The 19,715-nt window shown below is 59.4% G+C and carries 21 protein-coding genes; 7 read left to right on the forward strand and 14 right to left on the reverse strand.

All coding sequences use genetic code 11. The features are described 5' to 3' along the window. Nucleotides 1-230: hypothetical protein (locus HBO10_RS31115; RefSeq protein WP_222937093.1), on the forward strand; the 230-nt coding region annotated here is incomplete at its 5' end. Nucleotides 231-258: 28 nt separating this feature from the next. Here the strand turns inward: HBO10_RS31115 and msrQ are convergent. From msrQ to mrcB, 9 genes are all read right to left on the reverse strand, one after another. Beyond that, nucleotides 259-879, reverse strand: a complete 621-nt coding sequence (gene msrQ / locus HBO10_RS19945) for a protein-methionine-sulfoxide reductase heme-binding subunit MsrQ (protein ID WP_034127029.1) — start codon at nucleotides 877-879, stop codon at nucleotides 259-261. Further along, nucleotides 879-1,892, reverse strand: coding sequence for a protein-methionine-sulfoxide reductase catalytic subunit MsrP (msrP, locus tag HBO10_RS19950; RefSeq protein ID WP_034127028.1), 1,014 nt, complete (start codon nucleotides 1,890-1,892; stop codon nucleotides 879-881). Before msrP ends, msrQ begins: the two co-directional genes overlap by 1 nt. Before the next feature lie 63 nt (nucleotides 1,893-1,955). Beyond that, nucleotides 1,956-2,813, reverse strand: coding sequence for a CDP-diacylglycerol--serine O-phosphatidyltransferase (gene pssA / locus HBO10_RS19955; RefSeq protein WP_014719927.1), 858 nt, complete (start codon nucleotides 2,811-2,813; stop codon nucleotides 1,956-1,958). 144 nt (nucleotides 2,814-2,957) lie between these two features. Beyond that, nucleotides 2,958-3,974, reverse strand: coding sequence for a ketol-acid reductoisomerase (gene ilvC, locus HBO10_RS19960; RefSeq protein WP_003194132.1), 1,017 nt, complete (start codon nucleotides 3,972-3,974; stop codon nucleotides 2,958-2,960). Nucleotides 3,975-4,020: 46 nt separating this feature from the next. Further along, nucleotides 4,021-4,512: an acetolactate synthase small subunit gene (ilvN, locus tag HBO10_RS19965; RefSeq protein WP_003176102.1), complete on the reverse strand. Its 492-nt coding sequence runs from the start codon at nucleotides 4,510-4,512 to the stop codon at nucleotides 4,021-4,023. Nucleotides 4,513-4,514: 2 nt separating this feature from the next. Continuing rightward, the gene (locus HBO10_RS19970; RefSeq protein WP_014719928.1) at nucleotides 4,515-6,239 is read right to left on the reverse strand and encodes an acetolactate synthase 3 large subunit; all 1,725 of its coding nucleotides are present in this window, start codon (nucleotides 6,237-6,239) and stop codon (nucleotides 4,515-4,517) included. A 432-nt stretch (nucleotides 6,240-6,671) separates the two neighbouring features. Further along, nucleotides 6,672-7,001 carry a YqcC family protein gene (locus tag HBO10_RS19975; protein ID WP_034127027.1) on the reverse strand — a complete coding sequence of 110 codons (330 nt, stop codon included), beginning with the start codon at nucleotides 6,999-7,001 and terminating at the stop codon, nucleotides 6,672-6,674. After that, complete coding sequence (locus tag HBO10_RS19980; RefSeq protein WP_034127026.1) at nucleotides 7,001-7,735, reverse strand: tetratricopeptide repeat protein; 735 nt, start codon at nucleotides 7,733-7,735, stop codon at nucleotides 7,001-7,003. Before HBO10_RS19980 ends, HBO10_RS19975 begins: the two co-directional genes overlap by 1 nt. 16 nt (nucleotides 7,736-7,751) lie before the next feature. Continuing rightward, entirely contained in the window at nucleotides 7,752-10,076 is a 2,325-nt protein-coding gene (gene mrcB, locus HBO10_RS19985; protein ID WP_034127025.1) for a penicillin-binding protein 1B, read from the reverse strand. A 118-nt stretch (nucleotides 10,077-10,194) separates the two neighbouring features. Here mrcB and HBO10_RS19990 point away from each other — a divergent pair, with 118 nt between their 5' ends. The 3 genes from HBO10_RS19990 (at nucleotide 10,195) to HBO10_RS20000 (ending at nucleotide 12,665) form a co-directional block, all read left to right on the forward strand. Then, complete coding sequence (locus HBO10_RS19990) at nucleotides 10,195-11,751, forward strand: bifunctional aminoglycoside phosphotransferase/ATP-binding protein (RefSeq protein ID WP_034127024.1); 1,557 nt, start codon at nucleotides 10,195-10,197, stop codon at nucleotides 11,749-11,751. 92 nt (nucleotides 11,752-11,843) lie between these two features. After that, nucleotides 11,844-12,188: a pentapeptide repeat-containing protein gene (locus HBO10_RS19995; RefSeq protein WP_034127023.1), complete on the forward strand. Its 345-nt coding sequence runs from the start codon at nucleotides 11,844-11,846 to the stop codon at nucleotides 12,186-12,188. Nucleotides 12,189-12,392: 204 nt separating this feature from the next. Beyond that, on the forward strand, nucleotides 12,393-12,665 hold the full coding sequence (locus HBO10_RS20000) for a TfoX/Sxy family protein (protein ID WP_003194139.1): 273 nt from the start codon (nucleotides 12,393-12,395) through the stop codon (nucleotides 12,663-12,665). A gap of 243 nt (nucleotides 12,666-12,908) precedes the next feature. Here HBO10_RS20000 and HBO10_RS20005 read toward each other — a convergent pair whose 3' ends face one another. The 3 genes from HBO10_RS20005 to HBO10_RS20015 are packed head-to-tail and all read right to left on the reverse strand — an operon-like array spanning nucleotide 12,909 to nucleotide 15,588. Next, on the reverse strand, nucleotides 12,909-13,676 hold the full coding sequence (locus tag HBO10_RS20005) for a heme ABC transporter ATP-binding protein (protein ID WP_034127022.1): 768 nt from the start codon (nucleotides 13,674-13,676) through the stop codon (nucleotides 12,909-12,911). Further along, the gene (locus tag HBO10_RS20010; RefSeq protein ID WP_034127021.1) at nucleotides 13,676-14,713 is read right to left on the reverse strand and encodes an iron ABC transporter permease; all 1,038 of its coding nucleotides are present in this window, start codon (nucleotides 14,711-14,713) and stop codon (nucleotides 13,676-13,678) included. The genes HBO10_RS20005 and HBO10_RS20010 overlap by 1 nt, the downstream gene beginning before the upstream one ends. Continuing rightward, on the reverse strand, nucleotides 14,710-15,588 hold the full coding sequence (locus tag HBO10_RS20015) for an ABC transporter substrate-binding protein (protein WP_034127020.1): 879 nt from the start codon (nucleotides 15,586-15,588) through the stop codon (nucleotides 14,710-14,712). The genes HBO10_RS20010 and HBO10_RS20015 overlap by 4 nt, the downstream gene beginning before the upstream one ends. A 156-nt stretch (nucleotides 15,589-15,744) precedes the next feature. Between HBO10_RS20015 and HBO10_RS20020 the strand changes: the two genes are divergently transcribed. Then, the gene (locus HBO10_RS20020) at nucleotides 15,745-16,062 is read left to right on the forward strand and encodes a Rieske (2Fe-2S) protein (protein ID WP_034127019.1); all 318 of its coding nucleotides are present in this window, start codon (nucleotides 15,745-15,747) and stop codon (nucleotides 16,060-16,062) included. On the opposite strand, the gene sfsA is transcribed toward HBO10_RS20020, so the two are convergent. After that, nucleotides 16,059-16,772, reverse strand: a complete 714-nt coding sequence (gene sfsA / locus HBO10_RS20025; RefSeq protein ID WP_034127018.1) for a DNA/RNA nuclease SfsA — start codon at nucleotides 16,770-16,772, stop codon at nucleotides 16,059-16,061. The two genes, HBO10_RS20020 and sfsA, sit on opposite strands and share 4 nt — an antisense overlap. Then, nucleotides 16,772-17,944: a pyridoxal phosphate-dependent aminotransferase gene (locus HBO10_RS20030; RefSeq protein WP_034127017.1), complete on the reverse strand. Its 1,173-nt coding sequence runs from the start codon at nucleotides 17,942-17,944 to the stop codon at nucleotides 16,772-16,774. Before HBO10_RS20030 ends, sfsA begins: the two co-directional genes overlap by 1 nt. A gap of 320 nt (nucleotides 17,945-18,264) precedes the next feature. On the opposite strand from HBO10_RS20030, the gene dksA reads away from it, so the two are divergent. Together dksA and gluQRS are read left to right on the forward strand one after the other, a co-directional pair. Next, a complete protein-coding gene (gene dksA / locus HBO10_RS20035) occupies nucleotides 18,265-18,708 on the forward strand; it encodes an RNA polymerase-binding protein DksA (protein WP_003194150.1) in 444 nt (147 codons plus the stop codon). A gap of 83 nt (nucleotides 18,709-18,791) precedes the next feature. Continuing rightward, a complete protein-coding gene (gene gluQRS / locus HBO10_RS20040) occupies nucleotides 18,792-19,679 on the forward strand; it encodes a tRNA glutamyl-Q(34) synthetase GluQRS (RefSeq protein ID WP_034127016.1) in 888 nt (295 codons plus the stop codon). The last annotated feature ends 36 nt before the right edge of the window (nucleotides 19,680-19,715 follow it).

Genomic DNA, 19,715 nt, shown 5'->3' on the forward strand with positions numbered 1-19,715 from the left:
TATTTTCAGAAGTTTTCGAAGATTTCTTCAACAACTTCAACCACTTGCGCTTGCGATCTCTCGTAAGCGGGAGGCGAATTCTACAGCGTTACACACTGCTGTCAACACCTCTTTTTCAACTTCCTTTCGGCTTCGATGAACTGAAGCAACTTGCTGCCGAAAACTGCATAACTCATTGTTTACCAAGGAGTTTTCCGTTTCGACTGCGCCGGAAGTGGGGCGAATTATAGGCTTCCAGAATCTGCCGTCAAGGCTTAATTACGCTTTTGTGGCAGAAGGCGCTTTTTTAGCAATAAGGCGAGGGATTCGACGCATTACCGGCGGCACCCGCATCAACAGAAGTAGCGCACCTATAGAAGCGTAGATAGCCCACTCCTTCAGATCCGCCCGCACTATCCATAGCATGTGCAGCAAACCGAGCCCAAGAATCACATAGACCAGACGGTGCAGCTTCTTCCATCGACTCCCCAACCGACGCTGGCTATAGCGGTTCGACGTAACGGCCAACATAAGGAGAGCAACAAACCCCAGCGCCCCCACAATGATGTAGGGCCGCTTGCTCAACTCTACGCCGAGCTGCGACCAATCCAGCCCCAGGACAAACACACAATAGGCCGCCAGGTGCAGCACAACATAAGCAAAGCACCACAGCCCCAACTGTCGTCGCACTGCTATCCACCCCGCCCAACCGCTCAACTTCTGCAGCGGCGTCATAGCAAGCGTGATCAGCAATAAAATGAGCGTCCCCAAACCCAGGCGATCAACGAGCACCTTGCCTGGATCAGGCCCCAGCGCAGAACTCCACGCTTCATACAACCAGAGCAATGGCCACACTGCTGCGGCTACAAACACGCCGATGCGCCAGATGGGATAGCGCATCAGTAGTTCTTCCGCAGATCGAGGCCTGTATATAAAGAAGCGACCTCATCCGAATAGCCATTGAACATCTGCGTCTCGCGCACATTCGGACTAAACAGGCCGCTCGGCAGACGGCGCTCCCGCGCCTGGGTCCAGCGCGGGTGATCGACCGTAGGATTCACATTCGCATAAAACCCATACTCATCAGCTGCAATACTCTGCCAGGTCGTTTTCGGCTGCTCACTGACCAGACTGATACGCACGATGGACTTCACACTCTTGAAGCCATACTTCCACGGCACCACCAAGCGCAACGGTGCACCGTTCTGGTTAGGCAACTCCCGCCCGTACATGCCCACAGCGAGGATCGCCAACGGATTCATCGCCTCATCCAGGCGCAGCCCTTCCACATAAGGCCAATCGATCAAGCCGAAACTTGAGCGTTGCCCAGGCATGCTCTTGGGATCCTGAAGGGTTTCAAAACGGATGTACTTGGCTTTGGAGGTTGGCTCGACCTGCTTGAGCAACGCCGAGATGGGAAAGCCTATCCACGGAATCACCATGGACCATGCCTCGACGCAACGCAGGCGGTAGATGCGCTCTTCCAGCGCATAGGGTTTCATGAAGTCTTCCAGGGCATAGCGCCCAGGTTTTGCGACTTCACCATCAATCACCACACTCCAGGGCTGCGTCTTGAGCGAGCCCGCATTCGTTGCCGGGTCGCCCTTGCCTGTCCCGAACTCATAGAAGTTGTTGTAGTGAGTTGCGTCCTTGAATGGCGTGATGGCCTCATCCTTGACCGTCACCGACTGCCACTTCGCATTCGGAAGTTTTTCCGTAAACCAGTTGGGCGCGCTGCCCGGCTCGACGTCGGCATACCGCGAAGCATCTCCGGCACTGGCCCAACGCGGCAAGCTGCTGGCGGCAATACCGGCAAGCGCACCACCGAGCAGGCTGCGGCGAGAGAGATAGAAAGATTCAGGCGTGACATCCGATTCGTGACAATCGGACGCTTTGGGCAATTTGATTAACATGGTAACTCCGCAGCGTTGGAGAACTGATGCACCAATAGACTGCGGAGTATGGGGGAAATTACATTAAGACAATGTTTTGTCCCGACGCAGACGCAACAAGTACTGAATCGGGCCAGAAGCCGCGTAGGCCAGGAACGCCAGCAGCAGGATACGCGGTGGATCACTGAACACGACCGCGAACACCAGCACCACCACAAGGATGGCCACGAAAGGCACGCGCCCTTTGAGATCAAATTCCTTGAAGCTGTTGTACTTGATGTTGCTGACCATCAGCATGCCGGCCGCTGCCACCATCAGGGCAACCAGGAACGACATCTTCGATCCCTGAATCCCGTAGTCACTGAACGCCCAGACAATACCCGCGACAACACCCGCCGCTGCCGGGCTGGCAAGGCCGATGAAGTAGCGCTTGTCGGCAGTCCCCACCTGGGTGTTGAAGCGCGCCAGGCGCAAGGCGGCACCCGCGACATAGATGAAGGCAACCATCCAGCCAACCTTGCCCATGTCACCCAATGCCCAGGCAAATGCCAGCAATGCGGGGGCAACACCGAAGGCGACCATGTCCGACAGCGAGTCGTACTCGGCGCCGAAGGCACTTTGGGTATTGGTCATGCGCGCCACGCGCCCGTCCAGGCCGTCGAGCACCATGGCCACGAAAATTGCGATAGCAGCAAAGCCAAAGTATTTGCTGGCACTCGCCGCATCACCGGCCGCCAGCGCACTCTGGGCACTCATGGAGTTGATGATGGAATAGAAACCGGCAAACAGGTTCGCCGTGGTGAACAGATTGGGCAGCAGATAGATGCCACGATGCCGGACTTTGCGGCCTTCGGCGTCATGCCCTTCTTCGACATGTTCATCGATCGGCAGCATGCTTTCGGCGTCGGAAGCCTGGTTTGGCTCTTCGGGACGTTCGCTCATGGACTTTACCTTGCAACGGTGTGAAAAAATTCGACAGATACTTGCAGCGAGTGTTCGCCTGCAAACGATGCAGCTTTATACCAGAACCAACCCCTCAAACGAAAAAACGCGGCCTAAGCCGCGTTTTCCCTTGATGCGTACGACTTAGTTCTTGGCTTTGTCGACGATCTTGTTGGCACCGATCCACGGCATCATGGAGCGCAGTTGCTCGCCGATGACTTCGATACCGTGAGCGGCGTTGTTACGACGCTTGGCGGTCATCGAAGGGTAGCCGGTAGCGCCTTCGCTGATGAACATTTTGGCGTATTCGCCGTCCTGAATACGTTTCAGGGCGTTGCGCATGGCCTGACGGGACTCGGCGTTGATCACTTCCGGACCGGTCACGTACTCGCCGTACTCGGCGTTGTTGGAGATCGAGTAGTTCATGTTGGCGATACCGCCTTCGTACATGAGGTCAACGATCAGCTTGAGTTCGTGCAGGCATTCGAAGTAGGCCATTTCCGGCGCGTAGCCAGCTTCAACCAGGGTTTCGAAACCAGCTTTTACCAGCTCAACGGTACCGCCGCACAGAACGGCTTGCTCACCGAACAGGTCGGTTTCGGTCTCGTCCTTGAAGGTGGTTTCGATGATGCCGGTACGACCGCCACCCACGCCAGCAGCGTAGGACAGTGCAACGTTCTTGGCGTTGCCCGACGCATCCTGGTAGATCGCGATCAGGTCAGGGATACCGCCGCCTTTGACGAACTCGGAACGCACGGTGTGGCCCGGTGCTTTCGGCGCGATCATGATCACGTCGAGGTCAGCGCGCGGCACGACCTGGTTGTAGTGAATCGCGAAGCCGTGGGAGAAGGCCAGGGTAGCGCCCTTCTTGATGTTCGGCTCGATTTCGTTCTTGTACAGCGAGGACTGGAACTCGTCCGGGGTCAGGATCATGACCAGGTCGGCAGCCGCAACAGCAGAAGCAACGTCGGTCACTTTCAGGCCATGGGCTTCAGCCTTGGCGACAGTGGCCGAGCCTTTACGCAGGCCAACGGTCACGTCAACGCCGGAATCTTTCAGGTTGCACGCTTGGGCGTGACCCTGGGAACCGTAGCCGATGATGGCGACTTTCTTGCCCTGGATGATCGACAGGTCACAATCTTTATCGTAATAAACTTTCATGAGGTTCCTCTATATATCCAGGCCGTAAGGCCATTCGCTAATTGGGTTAGATGCTGAGTACTTTGTCGCCACGGGCAATCCCGGTGACACCACTGCGTACGGTTTCCAGAATCGAGGCCGTCCCGATCGACTGGATGAAGCTGTCCAGTTTGTCGCTGGTACCGGTCAGTTGAACGGTATAAACGCTGGCGCTCACATCGACGATCTGCCCGCGATAAATATCGGTAGTGCGCTTGATCTCGGCACGCTGGGCGCCAGTGGCCTTGACCTTGACCAGCATCAGTTCGCGCTCGATGTGGGCGCTTTCCGACAGGTCGACCAGCTTGACCACTTCGATCAGCTTGTTGAGGTTCTTGGTGATCTGCTCGATCACCTCATCGTGGCCTACGGTGGTCAACGTCAGGCGCGACAGGGTCGGGTCTTCGGTCGGGGCCACGGTCAGGCTTTCAATGTTGTAGTTGCGTTGCGAAAACAGGCCGACAACACGGGACAAGGCGCCGGGTTCGTTCTCCAGAAGCAGGGAGATAATATGCCGCATGATTAAGTACGCTCCGTCTTGTTCAGCCACATGTCGCGCATAGAGCCGTCTTTGATCTGCATCGGGTAGACGTGCTCGCTGGTATCCACCTGAATATCGATGAACACCAGGCGGTCCTTCATGGCGAACGCTTCTTCCATCTTCGGCTTCAGATCTTTCAAATCAGTGATGCGAATGCCGACGTGGCCATAGGCTTCAACCAACTTGATGAAATCCGGCAACGATTCCATGTAGGAATGGGAGTGACGGCTACCGTAGCTCATGTCCTGCCATTGACGAACCATGCCGAGCACGCCGTTGTTCAAGCAGACGATCTTCACGGGAAGACCGTATTGCAGGCACGTCGACAGCTCCTGGATGTTCATCTGGATGCTGCCTTCGCCGGTGACGCAGGCAACGTCGGCATCCGGGAAGCTCAGTTTCACCCCCATGGCCGCAGGGAAACCAAAGCCCATCGTGCCTAGGCCACCGGAGTTGATCCAGCGGTTAGGCTTGTCGAACTTGTAGTACTGCGCCGCGAACATCTGGTGCTGGCCCACGTCGGAGGTCACAAAGGCGTCGCCCTTGGTCACTTCGCACAGGGTTTCGATCACGGTTTGTGGCTTGATGATGCTGCCGTCGCCCTTGTCATAAGGGAACAGGCCGCGATCACCGCGCCATTCGTCGATCTGCTTCCACCAACTGGCAACGGACTCCTTGTTCGGCGTTTCGCCGATGTCCTTGAGTGCAGCGACCATTTCGGTCAGTACACTTTCTACAGGCCCCACGATTGGCACATCGGCCTTGATGGTCTTGGAGATGGACGCCGGGTCGATGTCGATGTGGATGATCTTGGCATTCGGGCAGAATTTGCTCGCGCCGTTGATCACTCGGTCATCGAACCGCGCGCCCACGGCGAGGATCACATCGGCGTGGTGCATGGTGAGGTTGGCGGTGTAGCTGCCGTGCATGCCGAGCATGCCGACAAACTGACGGTCCGAACCCGGGAATGCGCCGAGGCCCATCAGGGTGTTGGTCACCGGCAGGTTGAGCAGCTTGGCCAGTTCGGTGAGTGGCGCGGAACCGCCGCCCAGAATCACGCCACCGCCGGAGTACAACACGGGGCGCTTGGCCGCCAGGAGCATTTCTGCCGCCTTGCGGATCTGCCCCGAGTGCCCACGGACGGCCGGACTGTAGGAACGCAGCTTGGCTTTCTTGGGAAAAACGTATTCGAATTTTTCGGCCGGGTTGGTCATGTCTTTCGGGATATCGACCACCACAGGGCCCGGGCGACCGGACTGTGCGAGGTAGAACGCCTTTTTCATGACTTCCGGGATTTCCGACGCGTGCTTGATCATGAAGCTGTGTTTCACGATCGGGCGGGAAATACCGATCATGTCGGTTTCCTGGAAAGCGTCGGTGCCGACCATGGTGCTAGGCACCTGGCCAGAGATGATCACCATCGGGATGGAGTCCATATACGCAGTCGCGATGCCGGTGATGGCATTGGTTGCGCCTGGGCCGGAGGTTACCAGTACCACGCCGGCTTTACCGGTGGCACGGGCGTAACCGTCAGCCATATGGGTCGCGGCCTGTTCGTGGCGAACCAGGATGTGGGTAACAGCCGGTTCCTTGAACAGTGCGTCGTAGACATGCAGCAGAGCACCACCTGGGTACCCGTAGATATAGTCGACGCCTTCGTCACGCAAAAAGCGGACGAGCATCTCACCGCCAGATAAAAGCTCCACGTTGTTCACCTCTAAAACGCCAGAATACCGTCCGTTAAAAAACCGACGGGTCTTAATAGGTTTACTTCTCAACAGAGCATGAGCGACGGTGGTCGCCGACTACGTCAGCACTGACTGAGCAAGTATTGGGATCGTCCCAAGTGTTGCGGGCTTTTCCCACCCAGCGCGAGGTAACGCGTTGCGGGTGTTACAGGTCGGCGCGGATGTGCGCCTCATGATCTGCTGAGCGGGCCTGCTTCTGGCAGTCCCGATACAGCGGACTTTGGATTCTTCTGTTTCACGCCCTTCAAGTCAAGCAATAATTGCGCTTTTTTCCAACTAAGCGCATGAGAACGCAGAAGAAAGGGCTTTGAGGAGGGATAAAACTCGCCTGAATGTCGTCAAGCGGTAGAAATGTGCGCAAGACTGCCGAAAAAACCGGCAGTCAGGCAATTAACGAGCGTCGGCGATCAATTGATCGAACTTTTTCAGCGCGTTACGCAAGCCGAGGCTCTCCCGCGGCCGGTCGGCGTAGACCATCTCGGCCATTTCCAGGATCCCCGACGCATTCGGCAAGGGCAGGTCCTGTTCCAGGATCTGCTTCATACGCGCGAGGAAGATCCACTGCAGCCACTGGTGGAAGTCCAGAGTATCGACAGAAAAGGGTTCGACGCTGCTGAGGGCTTCAACACCGGGGGATACTTCATCCCACCAGCCCTGCACGCGCAGTTCGCGCTCGATCAGCAATAACTGCTCGGCAATCGCGGGAAAACGCGCATCCATCAGAGGCTGACCTTGGCTTTTTGCCGCGCCTGGGCGGCACCCGCTGCATCGCCCTGGGCGGCACGTGCATCACCGATCAAGGCCCACAGGCTGGCTTGCAGGTCTGGGCGCCCATTGGCCAGGCTCAGGCCACGGCGAGCGAATTGCTCCGCCTGGGGCGCATCGCCCTGAGCCATGCGCACCTGGGCCAGGCGATAGAGCACTTGTGGCTCACGCGGCGCCACGCGCTGGGCACGTTCAAGGCTCGACGAGGCGCCATTCAAATCGCCACCCGCCTGCTGCTGCTGAGCGGTGGTGAGCAACGCCAGCACCGGGCCATCAAGTTGTTCGTCCGCCGACAACCCGCCCGCACTGGACGATGACGGAATACCGCTCGGCGTCGAAGGCATGTTGTAGGTGCCCTGATTGACCGGCGCGGTTTGAATCGGCGTGGAGTTCACCGGCCCGGAAGTGCTTGGACCTGGGGTCCATGGCTCGGCACTGATAGGCGCCGAGGTTGCAGCCCCACTGCCGGGCACCATCACTACGACGCCGGAATCTTGGGGAATTGCCTGGGTTGCAGCTTGGGCAGGCCGTTTGACCACGGTCTGACGGAAGCCGCCATTGGCCGAAATGCGGTCGTTATTGGAAACGGACGTGCTTGAGTCCACCACAGGGATAGAGCCGCGCTGCACGCTGGAGCAACCGCCGAGCAAAACCAGAGCCGTAATTGCTGGAATCCACAACTTGTTCACTTGAAACCCTCTTTGCTTAATTCATCCAGCCCTTGACCCAATCCATCACCGATTCCGCGTCAGCAGGTGTACTGCCACCGCACGCGGCACCGGGTGGTGGTTCGCTGCCGCGAATATACGGCATCTGCACCGCGCCCGGACAGTTGGCATCGGAGCCTTGGCCGGTGTGCGGATCAATCCAGGCCTGCACAATATTGTCCGGCTGCGGCATGTTGAGCGGCAACGGGTCAGCCTTGCGCATGAAACTGGTCCATACCTGCAGCGCGCCGGTGGCACCGGTGAACGGCGTCTTGCCATTGTCGTCGCGCCCCAGCCATACCACGGCCAGTACATCCTGGCCGAAACCTGCGAACCAGCTGTCGCGGGAGTCGTTACTGGTACCGGTCTTGCCCGCCAGGGTCAGGTTCGACGGCAGCACGCTGTAGACCGAACGCCCCGTACCCTCGCGCATCACGCGCTGCATGGCGTTCTGGATCAGGTAGATGGAGCCCGCGTCGAAGCGCTGCTGAATCTGGAACGGGTAACGCTTGAGCGGTTCGCCATCGGCGGTCAGCACACTGCGAATACCGCGCATCGGCGTATTGAAGCCACCATTGGCCAGGGTCTGGTACATGGTGGTCACTTCCATCGGCGTCATGGCCGCAGCGCCCAGGAGCATGGACGGGAACGCCGGGAATTCGCGTTCGACTCCCAGTCGCGCCAGAGTCTTCAGCACGTTCGGCACACCCACTTCAAGCCCCAGACGCGAGGTCGAGATGTTGTAGGAATGCGCCAATCCTTGATACAGGAACACCGTGCCATGGGAACGGCGGTCGAAGTTCTTGGGCGTCCATACCTGGCCATCCGCGCCTTTGATCGACAGCGGGTCATCGGACAGCCAACTGGTCAGCGTGTACTTGCTGGGTTTTTCCAGTGCAGTGAGATAAACCGCAGGCTTGACCAGCGAGCCAATCGGCCGCACGGCATCCAGTGCGCGGTTGAAACCGGCGAAACTGGCCTGGCGGCTGCCGATCATGGCCTGGACCTCCCCGGTTTCCGGATTGGTCACGACCATGGCGGCCTCGACTTCATCCGAGCCCTTACGGCCAGTCAGGCGCTTGAAGGTGTCGTTGACCGACGCTTCGGCCTTCATCTGCAAGATGGGGTCGAAGCTGGTGAAGATCCGCAGCCCCTCTTCGGTCAAGTCTTCGTCGCGGTAGTCTTCGCGCAGTTGGCGCTTGACCAGGTCGATAAAGCCCGGGAATGAGCTATCCGCCAGCTTGCCGCGGGTTGTCACACCCAGTGGCATTTTCTTGGCAGCGGCCACTTGCTCAGCGGTGGCGACACCCTGCTGCTCCAATACATCGAGCACCAGGTTGCGACGTTCAAGCGCACGCTCCGGGTTGCGGCGCGGGTTGTAATAGGACGGCCCCTTGACCATCCCCACCAGCAACGCAACCTGATGCAATTTCAACTCGGACAACGGCTGCCCGAAGAAGAACTGGCTGGCCAGGCCGAAACCGTGCACGGCGCGCTGGCCATCCTGCCCGACGAATACCTCGTTGAGGTAAGCCTCGAGGATTTCCTGCTTGCTGTAATGCAGCTCCAGCAACATCGCCATCATGGCTTCGGTGAGTTTACGGGTCAGGCTGCGCTCGTTGGTCAGGTAGAAGTTCTTGACCAGTTGCTGCGTCAGCGTACTGCCGCCCTGAGTCATCTTGCCGCCGGAAGTGTTGACCCAGATAGCGCGGGCAATCGACTTCGGAGAAACACCCCAGTGGCTATAGAAATCGCGGTCTTCGACAGCGACCAGGGTTTCCAGCAGATACGGCGGTACCTGATCGAGCTTGATCAGGATGCGATCTTCAAGGTTCTTCGGGTAAATACCGCCGATCAGCAACGGTTCGAGACGCACCACCGGCAGCTTGGAGCCATTGAGCGAGGACAGCTCAGCCACATAATCGCCAGAGAAACGCACGCGCACCGGCTGGGCTTTTTCCAGGCCTTCGTAGAACTGGAAGCCACGGGTGTTCAGGTCGACGGTATTACCGCTGACCGCCGCAGCGCCAGGGCCATTGCTCACGGGTTCGCGGCGGTAGCCCAGCGCATCGAGCTCGGTAAGGAAGTCTTCCTTGCTCAGCTTCTGACCAGAGAACAGCTCCAGCGGGCGTGCATACACCTTGGCCGGAATCGTCCAGCGCTTGCCGGAGAATTTTTCCTGCACCACGGCATCGAGGTACACCGCAAGGCCGGCGACCGCCACAAGGCCCACAAGGCCAAGCTTGATCACCCAGCCCAGCCAAGGGCGCGGGCCGCGGGAAGGAGGTTTTTTACGGGAACGGGGAGATCGGGTTCGAGTCATGGCGGCGGATTATACGCACTTTATTGATGATCAACATGAGCCGGACAGCGGTTTGCACGACTGGCATCAGCAGCCATAATGCCCCCCATGATTTTCCCCCGACTTTGAAGGATCGCCCGTGAGCCAGACCCTGATCGCTGCCCTACAAAACCCGGCCTTGTACCCTCATACGGTTGAAGCGTTTCAAGTCATCGAGACCCATATTTCCTGGGTGATACTGACGGGCCCCTATGCATATAAGCTGAAGAAACCGATGAACTTCGGCTTCCTGGACTTCACCAATCTGGACGACCGCGGGCATTTCTGCCACGAGGAACTGCGCCTCAACCAGCGCCTGACCGAAGATTTGTATCTTGAAGTGTTGCCGATTACCGGCACTGCCGAGGCGCCGCAACTGGGTGGCGATGGCCCGGCCATCGAGTACGCGCTGAAAATGCGCCAGTTCCCGCAAAGCCAGATGCTCAGCACCCTGCAAGCCAACGGCGAACTGACCAGCGCGCACATCGATGAGATGGCCAAGCAGATTGCGCAATTCCACCTCAGCGCCCCCAAAGTCCCGCAAGATCACCCCGCCGGCACGCCGGAAGAGGTGATGGCTCCGGTACGCCAGAACTTTGACCAGATCCGCCCGTTCCTCAGCGACAAGGCCGACCTGACTCAGCTGGAGGCTCTGCAAGCCTGGGCTGAAAGCAGCTTCGAACGCCTCAAGCCTTTGCTTGCGCAGCGCAAGCTCGATGGCTATACCCGCGAATGCCACGGCGACATTCACCTGGGCAACGCCACGCTGATCGATGGCCGCGTGGTGATCTTCGACTGCATCGAGTTCAACGAGCCTTTCCGCTTTACCGACGTGTACGCCGACACCGCTTTTTTGGCGATGGACCTGGAAGATCGCGGCCTGAAATGCCTGGCACGGCGCTTCATAAGTCAGTATCTGGAATTGACCGGCGACTACCAGGGCCTGGAGCTCCTGAACTTCTATAAAGCCTACCGTGCATTGGTGCGCGCCAAGGTTGCGCTGTTCAGCATGCCGAGCGAAGCCAACCCCGTGCAACGCGCTACCACCCTGCGCCAGTACCGCAACTACGCCAACCTGGCGGAAAGCTACAGCACCATCCCCTCGCGCTTCCTGGCAATCACCCATGGCGTTTCAGCGGTGGGCAAGAGCCACGTGGCCATGCGCCTGGTCGAAGCCCTGGGCGCGGTGCGCCTGCGTTCGGATGTAGAGCGCAAGCGCCTGTTTGGCGAACAACAGGTAGAGAACACCCTGCAGGCCGGTATCTACAATCAGGACGCCAGCGCTGCCACCTACGCACGCCTGAACGAGATTGCCGACACCGTGCTGCGCGCCGGCTACCCGGTGGTGCTGGATGCCACTTTCCTGAAACGCGCACAGCGTGACGCTGCCGCCCAGGTTGCCGAAGCCACTGGCGCGCCGTTCCTGATCCTCGACTGCAACGCCCCGCAAGCCGTTATTACCAGTTGGCTGGCACAACGCCAGGCGGATAAAAACGATCCGTCTGACGCCACACTGGCCGTTATCGAAGAACAACAAGCCAGTCGTGACCCGCTGACTGCCGAGGAGCTGCTGCTCAGCAAGCGTGTGGAGACCAATGAAAGCGGGACGCTCGACGCGTTGGTCGGGCATATCCGTCAACACCTGCCGGGCCTGTAAGAAATATTTCTTGGTCGCGTCGTCGTCTTCGGCGCGCGACCCAGCGATAGTGGCACTATAATGGCTCTATAACGCCAACCAGAGTCGCGATCATGAGTCAGCCAAAGCTTCTTGATACCCCGCTCTACGCCTTCCTGCACAAGGACGACATCCGCGGCTTCAACCAGGAGCGCCCTGAAAATGGCCCCATCGACATGCGCGGTGGCGACTTTCGAGGGCTGGACCTGCGCGACCTGAACGCCACCGGTATTGACTTCACCGACGCCTATTTTCGCTCTGCCGACCTGCGCGGCCTGGACTTGCGTGGCTGCTCACTGGAAGGCGCCAGCCTGGCCCATGCGCAGATTTCGGGTGCTTATTTCCCGCCCGAACTCACGGCTGACGAAATACTCATGTCGGTCAATTTCGGCACTCGCCTGCGCTACCGCACCAAGTAACCCCACACACCGAGTTCCGGCCAGCCCCCCTGCCTGCCGGGCACTTTGCGCCTGCCTGCGAGCAAGCGCCGTCGCGCCATCCTTATAAGCTTTTCGGCCCTTTCTGACCAAAGAACCACGCTTTTCCTACTGAGCGCTACACTCATTTTCAGGCTGCCTGGTCACGACACCCACCGCACCATTCGGCCAACGCAAGGAGGCTTGATGAACGATGAGCTGCAACACCTGAAAAACCTTGGCAAGACGTCAGCGCAGTGGCTGCATGCGGTGGGCATCCACAGCGCGTCCGACTTGCGTCGGCTAGGGGCGGTCGATGCCTACCGAGCCGTGCGCACGCGCGGGTTTCGAGCTTCGAAGGTTCTGCTGTATGCCATTGAAGGGGCATTGATGGATGTGCACTGGAACGACATACCCACGGAGCGCAAGGAGGCCTTGAACCGTCAGTTGGAAGCGATTTCAGTACATCAGAAGAACTAGAGCGGCACTCAAACCCAGTGTTGATGGGCATTGCAAACGAGCGTTTGAGAAAACTGGATGAAGCAGAAAAACAAATGTTGACTCTCAAATGAGAATCGTTATGATTATCACAACTGGTCGCGAGATCAGCCGATAACTGAAAGACCATTGGTTCGGACTCTCAGATTATCTCCTCATCAGGCTAATCACGGTTATTTGACCCGGCTCTTGCCGGGTCTTTTTTTGCCCGCGAATTAACCGGCCTTAACGCGCAATGATCAACGGATGCCCACGCTCCGGATGCGGCTGTACCAACACATCCAGACCGAATACAGCCTTCAGTGGCTCTGGTTGCAGGACTTTAGAGGGCGTATCCAACACGTGGGGGCGGCCGTTCTCCAGCAACAGGATCCGGTCGCAGTAGCGCGCCGCCAGGTTCAAATCATGCAGGATGACCAGCACCGCAGCGCCTCTGTCGGCAAAATGCCGGATAGCTTGCAAGGTGGTGTGTTGGTGCAGAGGGTCGAGCATTGATGTGGGCTCATCCAGCAGCAACGTCTGCCCTGCCTCACCCGGCCATAACTGCGCCAATACCCGTGCCAGGTGCACACGCTGCCGCTCGCCACCCGACAAAGCCAGGTAACTGCGGCCACTCAGATGGCCTACATCAGCAGCCTGCAGCGCGGCGTTGATGATTTCGTCGTCGCGCAATCGCCCGGTCTGATGAGGCAATCGGCCCATGCCCACCACCTCTTCGACACGAAAGGCAAAGTCCAGGGTGGAGGATTGTGGCAGCACCGCCAGGCGCTGGGCACGTTGCACACCGGTCATGTGCTTGAGCGCCTGCTGATCCAGCCAGACCTTGCCCTGATCCGGCTGCAACTCCCCGCACAGCGCCCCAAGCAAGGTACTTTTGCCGGCGCCATTGGGGCCCAGCACGCCCAGCACTTCGCCCGGCAATAGGTCCAAGGTGACATCGGCCAGCACAGTCTTACCACCGCGCCGGATCTGCAATGCTTCTACCCGCAACATCAGGCGCGCCCTCGTAATAATAAATAGAGGAAAAACGGCGCACCGATAAACGCAGTGACAATACCGATCGGCAGCTCCGCCGGCGCCAACGCCAGACGCGCCACCAAATCAGCAAACAACAGCAGGCTCGCACCCGCCAGCACTGAAGCCGGCAACAATACCCGATGGTCCGGGCCCGCCAGCAGCCGCACCAGATGTGGCACCACCAACCCGACAAAACCAATCATGCCCGCCGCTGCTACTGCGGCGCCAACGCCCAGGGCCGTGCAGAACACCAACTCGCGCTTGAGCCCCTCGACATCAATACCCAGATGGTTGGCCTCGGACTCACCCAGCAACAACGCGTTCAGCGCCTTGGCCCGGCGCGGTAACCACAGCGCCACCCCTGCACTCACCAGCAGCAAGGGCCACAACCTTGAATAACTTGCGCCATTGAGGCTGCCCAGGTTCCAGAACGTGAGGGTGCGCAAGGTGGCATCGTCCGCCAGATAGGTAAACAGGCCTACGGTGGAACTGGCCAGGGCCGTCAGCGCGATACCGGCAAGCAACATCGTCGCGACATTGGTCTGGCCATTGCGACGCCCCAGGCGATAGACCAGTGCCGTGACGCCCAGGCCACCGAGGAAGGCGCATAGCGACAACAGGTACGGCCCGAAAGCATCCGGCAGCCCGCCAAATAGCGAGCCACCGACAATCGCCACCGCCGCTCCCAGCGCGGCACCGCTGGATACCCCTACCAAACCAGGGTCGGCCAGCGGGTTGCGGAACAACCCCTGCATCGCCACGCCCGACAACGCCAGCACACCGCCGACCGCCATCCCCAACAGGGTTCGCGGCAGGCGAATCTGCCCCAGGATCAACTCGGCCTGCTCTAACCCCTGGGCCTCAATCGGTAAGCCCATCAGCCTTAACGCAGCCCTGAGGGTGTCCACTAACGGCAGGCTGACTGGCCCCAGTGCCAATGAGAGCCAGATCGCCAATACACACAGCAGCGACAGCCCGATAAACAGCGTTTTTGGCTTAACCAGAGTGGTCATGGAGCAGGCTTAGGCTGGGACGGATAAAAACCGGCAGACAGTTTCTCCAGGCTTTGCGGCAATCGGGGCCCAAGGCCGCCTACCAGCAAGGTCGGATCCAGCTCAAACACGCGGCCACTCTTGGCTGCCGGCGTAGAGGCAAGGATCGGGTTTTCTTTGAACAAGGCTGCGCGCGCCGCGTCACCGGTCAGGGCGCGATCAGCAAATACCAGCACCTCAGGGCTCAACCCTGCCAGCGATTCGACGGAAAACGGCTTGTATCCCACATGCGTGGCGAGATTACGCCCCCCAGCCTGCTGCAACATCCAATCAGCGGCGGTGTCCTTGCCCGCGATCAGCGGCTTGCCACCGGCATGGCCGAGCAGCAACAGCACGCCTGGAGCTTTTTGTGTGGCCTGGGCCTTGGCCACCCAATTTTTTTGCTGTGCCAGCGCCTGCTCATACCCGGCAAACAAGGCATTAGCCTGGTCCTCACTGCCGAGTAGTTTCCCCAGGTGTGCAAGGTTGCCTTTGAGCGTGGGCAAATCCGGCTGGGCCGAGAACATCTCCACCTGCACCCCTGCACTGCGAATCTGCGCCAGCACCGGCGGTGGCCCCATTTCCTCCGTGCCCACAAGGATTTGCGGGCGCAGGCTGAGAATGCCTTCGGCCGACAACTGCCGCTGGTAACCAATGCTCGGCAAGGCCTTGAGCGAGGCGGGATGCTGAGTGGTGGTATCCACCCCGACCAACTTCGCTTCACCGCCCATGGCCACCACCCATTCCGATAGCGCCCCGCCGGCACTGACCCAGCGTTGCGGCAGTTCAGAGGCGTGCGCCCCAGTGTTGATCAGCAGTGAGGCAACAAGCGCAATAGCGCTGGTACTCAGGCGCATAACAGGGTTTCCTTCCTAGGGCAGGGCCACTCAAGCACTCATTGATGTGACAGATAACCCCTGCCAGGCATCGTATTGAGCACCCAGTCAGCTGACGGGCGAAGCGGGCATTTGATAATTGTTTGCATTTGAACGTCAAGGCACTTAAGGATTGAAATGAAGTTTCTCTGCACCTCAGGCGACCTCGCCCCCAACAGCAGCCGCGGTTTTGATATCGATGGCCACAGGCTGTTGGCGGTGCGTCGGGACGGCATTGCGTACTTCTATCTCAACCGCTGCCCTCATCGCGGCATCCCGCTGGAATGGCAACCTGATCGCTTCCTCGACGACAGCGCCAGCCTGATCCAATGCGCCACCCATGGCGCGTTGTTCCTGATTGAAAGCGGCGAGTGCATCGCCGGGCCCTGCGCAGGCCAACACCTCACGGCCCTGCCCGGTCGCGAAGACGAACAGGGATTGTGGGTCGATCTCTAGTCGCCCAGCAGCACCTTCAACCGACGCTCGACGTAAATCTCCTGCGGCGTGACCCGTACGCCGTAGGCGAGCACCTCCACACCTGCAGCCTTGGCCTCACGTAGCGCCGCCGCATAACCGGCGTCGATTTCCACAGCCGGGCGGACCGCGTCGATCCCCGACAGGTTCACGCAATACAACTGCACCGCCCGTATACCGTCGCGAGCCAGATGAGCCAGCTCACGCAAGTGCTTGGCACCGCGCTGCGTCACCGCATCGGGGAAAGCCGCCACTGAGCTGCCATCAAAGCCCAGGGTGACGCTTTTGACCTCGACAAACGCAGCGCCCTGAGGGTAATCCAGGCGAAAGTCGATGCGGCTTTTCTCCTGGCCATAAGGCACCTCACGCTTCAACGCAGTAAAGCCGTTGAGCTCAGTGAGAGCACCGGCCAGCAAGGCTTCTTCCACCAACTGGTTGGCACGCGCGGTGTTGACGCACGCCAGCCGGCCCTGGGGCGTTTCGGCAATTTCCCACGTGCCCGGCAGCTTGCGCTTGGGATCCGTAGAACGGCTGAACCAGACCTGGCCACCTTCGACCATGCAGTTGAGCATCGAACCGGTGTTAGGGCAGTGAATGGTGAGCAACTCGCCGGTAACGGTTTCGATATCGGTGAGAAAGCGCTTGTAGCGGCGGATCAGCCGCCCTTCTTCAAGAGGAGGATTAAAACGCATCAGCCTTGCCAACTCCGCAAACCACGGGCAATCCGCTCCACCGCTTCTTGCAGCCGATCAAGGTTTTGCGTGTAGGCAAAACGCACATGGTGCCCCGCCTGGTAGCGACCGAAATCCAACCCGGGCGTAAAGGCCACATGTTCGGTTTCGAGGAAATGCCGGCAAAACGCGAAGGCATCGCCGCCGAACGCGCTGATATCGGCATACAGATAAAAAGCACCTTCGGGCTCCACGGCGATACCGAACCCCAGCTCACGCAGGGCCGGCAGCAGGAAGTCACGGCGGCGACCAAATTCGGCACGGCGCTGCTCCAGAATCTCCAGGGTTTGCGGGGTGAAACAGGCCAAGGCGGCATGCTGGGCCATGCTTGGCGCACTGATGTAGAGGTTTTGCGCCAATTTCTCCAGTTCACCCACCGCTTCAGGGGGGGCCACCAGCCAACCGAGGCGCCAGCCGGTCATGCCGAAATACTTCGAAAAACTATTCAGGACAAAGGCGTCATCATCGACTTCCAGCACGCTGGCGGCGTCGGTGCCGTAGGTGAGTCCGTGATAAATCTCGTCGACCACCAGGTGACCGTTGCGCGCCTTGATGGCGCCCGACAGCCCAGCCAACTCGTCCCGGGTGAGGATCGTGCCGGTGGGGTTGGCGGGCGACGCCACCAGTGCTCCGACACTGTCCTGGTCCCAATGCCTGGCCACCAGATCGGCGGTCAACTGGTAGCGTACGTCTGGGCAGACCGGCACCAACTGCGCCGCGCCTTCCACAAGACGCAGGAAGTGTCGGTTGCAGGGGTAGCCTGGGTCCGCCAGCAGCCAATGTTTACCCGGATCCACCAGCAAACTGCTGGCCAGCAACAATGCGCCGGAGCCACCGGGGGTGACCAGGATGCGCTGCGGGTCGATGCTCAAACCGTAGCGTTGCTGGTAGAAACCACTGATGGCTTCGCGCAACTCCGGCAAGCCACGGGCGGCGGTGTAGCGCGTCTTACCGTTTGCCAACGCGGCTTGGCCGGCCTGGATGATCGGTTCGGCGGTGGTGAAGTCAGGCTCGCCGATTTCCAGGTGGATCACGTCGTGACCGGCGGCCTGCAGCTCATTGGCACGCGCCAGTAACGCCATGACATGAAAAGGTTCGATGGCGCGACTACGCGCACTGTAGGGCTGAGCCATTAGCCTTCCTTAGACGGTGAGGACAAAATCTGGATTCTACCGAACCCTCACGGTAAAACATGCTCTATTGCCTGATTGGGGCTGCAAGTGCACCCTGCGCGCGCTCGTAAAACAGCTAAAATCAACATTCGAGGCGATACATACCCAGTCATGGCGGGCTGCTGCAGTTTGCAACCCCTTTGCCTTGGGCCTCGACAACCGGGAGTAGCGCACCCTGAATCTATCTGGTAAGTTCGCCCGCTTGCAGCCGCAGGGCCGGCAGGTGTCGGTGACGTTGCAATCCTGCGCAATGGATTAGAAGAGTGAGAGGCGGTCTATTCATGTCCACCCAAGCAAAGCAACAGCAGACTCAAGGCCTCGGCGGCTTCGAACCCTATGTCGAAAAAAAGGGCGAGGAGTACATGGGCGAGCCCATGCGCGAGCACTTCACCAAGATCCTCAACAAGTGGAAACAGGACTTGATGCAGGAAGTCGACCGTACGGTTGACCATATGAAGGATGAAGCGGCCAACTTCCCTGACCCGGCCGATCGCGCCAGCCAGGAAGAAGAGTTCGCCCTCGAACTGCGCGCCCGCGATCGCGAGCGCAAGTTGATCAAGAAGATCGACAAGACCCTGCAACTGATCAAAGACGAAGAATACGGCTGGTGTGAATCCTGCGGCGTCGAAATCGGTATTCGCCGACTGGAAGCCCGTCCAACCGCGGACCTGTGCGTAGACTGCAAGACCTTGGCTGAAATCAAGGAAAAACAGGTCGGCAAGTAACTTTGCCGAGCTGAACGAATGGAGCGTGCGAACGCTCCATTTTTGTTTCTGGCGTTTACCGGTTATGCAGTAGTATCCGGGCCATGACAGCCTCTACCTATATTGGGCGTTTCGCCCCCACACCCAGCGGCCATTTGCACTTCGGTTCCCTGGTTGCCGCCCTCGCCTCCTACCTCGATGCACGCGCCCACCACGGCCGTTGGTTGATGCGCATGGAAGACCTTGACCCTCCCCGTGAAGAGCCCGGCGCTCAGGCGGCGATCCTGCATGCGCTGGAAAGCTATGGCTTTGAATGGGATGGCGAACTGGTTCGCCAGAGCGAGCGGCATGATGCCTACGCTAAAGTGCTCAACGACCTGTTCAACCACGGCCTGGCCTACGCCTGCACCTGCTCGCGCAAGCAATTGGAGCCCTACAACGGGATTTACCCAGGCTTGTGCCGCAATGCCGGCCACGAACAGCAGGATGCCGCGATCCGCCTGCGCGTGCCCGAGTTGGAATATCACTTTGTCGACCGCGTCCAGGGCGAGTTCCGGCAACATCTGGGGCGCGATGCCGGCGACTTCATCATTCGTCGGCGCGATGGCCTCTACGCCTACCAACTGGCGGTGGTGCTCGACGACGCCTGGCAAGGTGTAACCGATATCGTACGCGGCGCCGACCTGCTCGACTCCACGCCGCGCCAGCTTTACTTGCAAGAACTGCTCGGCCTGCGCCAACCCCGTTACTTGCACGTGCCGCTGATCGTGCAGCCAGACGGCAACAAGCTGGGTAAGTCCTACCGCTCTCCACCGTTGACAGCCGACCAGGCCACGCCTTTGCTGCTCAGAGCGCTGCGTGCCCTTGGCCAACAGCCCGACGCGCAGTTGCAGTACGCCAGCCCACGAGAACTGCTGGATTGGGGCATTGCACACTGGGACGCCACCCGCATCCCACGCACACTGACCCTGGCCGAAGCGCAATTGAGTTGAAGGCGCTTGCAGGTTGCCCATCATCCGTTAACATCG

Origin of the sequence: Pseudomonas sp. WS 5503, from assembly GCF_012985385.1 — a bacterium.
GTDB classification, from domain to species: Bacteria; Pseudomonadota; Gammaproteobacteria; order Pseudomonadales; family Pseudomonadaceae; genus Aquipseudomonas; species Aquipseudomonas paracarnis.

Excerpts from the sequence above, each read along its gene's own strand:
- msrQ (WP_034127029.1), bottom strand. The coding sequence starts at position 879 with ATGCGCTATCCCATCTGGCGCATCGGCGTGTTTGTAGCCGCAGCAGTG.
- msrP (WP_034127028.1), bottom strand. The coding sequence starts at position 1,892 with ATGTTAATCAAATTGCCCAAAGCGTCCGATTGTCACGAATCGGATGTC.
- pssA (WP_014719927.1), bottom strand. The coding sequence starts at position 2,813 with ATGAGCGAACGTCCCGAAGAGCCAAACCAGGCTTCCGACGCCGAAAGC.
- ilvC (WP_003194132.1), bottom strand. The coding sequence starts at position 3,974 with ATGAAAGTTTATTACGATAAAGATTGTGACCTGTCGATCATCCAGGGC.
- ilvN (WP_003176102.1), bottom strand. The coding sequence starts at position 4,512 with ATGCGGCATATTATCTCCCTGCTTCTGGAGAACGAACCCGGCGCCTTG.
- HBO10_RS19975 (WP_034127027.1), bottom strand. The coding sequence starts at position 7,001 with ATGGATGCGCGTTTTCCCGCGATTGCCGAGCAGTTATTGCTGATCGAG.
- mrcB (WP_034127025.1), bottom strand. The coding sequence starts at position 10,076 with ATGACTCGAACCCGATCTCCCCGTTCCCGTAAAAAACCTCCTTCCCGC.
- HBO10_RS19995 (WP_034127023.1), top strand. The coding sequence starts at position 11,844 with ATGAGTCAGCCAAAGCTTCTTGATACCCCGCTCTACGCCTTCCTGCAC.
- HBO10_RS20000 (WP_003194139.1), top strand. The coding sequence starts at position 12,393 with ATGAACGATGAGCTGCAACACCTGAAAAACCTTGGCAAGACGTCAGCG.
- HBO10_RS20005 (WP_034127022.1), bottom strand. The coding sequence starts at position 13,676 with ATGTTGCGGGTAGAAGCATTGCAGATCCGGCGCGGTGGTAAGACTGTG.
- HBO10_RS20010 (WP_034127021.1), bottom strand. The coding sequence starts at position 14,713 with ATGACCACTCTGGTTAAGCCAAAAACGCTGTTTATCGGGCTGTCGCTG.
- HBO10_RS20015 (WP_034127020.1), bottom strand. The coding sequence starts at position 15,588 with ATGCGCCTGAGTACCAGCGCTATTGCGCTTGTTGCCTCACTGCTGATC.
- HBO10_RS20020 (WP_034127019.1), top strand. The coding sequence starts at position 15,745 with ATGAAGTTTCTCTGCACCTCAGGCGACCTCGCCCCCAACAGCAGCCGC.
- sfsA (WP_034127018.1), bottom strand. The coding sequence starts at position 16,772 with ATGCGTTTTAATCCTCCTCTTGAAGAAGGGCGGCTGATCCGCCGCTAC.
- HBO10_RS20030 (WP_034127017.1), bottom strand. The coding sequence starts at position 17,944 with ATGGCTCAGCCCTACAGTGCGCGTAGTCGCGCCATCGAACCTTTTCAT.
- dksA (WP_003194150.1), top strand. The coding sequence starts at position 18,265 with ATGTCCACCCAAGCAAAGCAACAGCAGACTCAAGGCCTCGGCGGCTTC.
- gluQRS (WP_034127016.1), top strand. The coding sequence starts at position 18,792 with ATGACAGCCTCTACCTATATTGGGCGTTTCGCCCCCACACCCAGCGGC.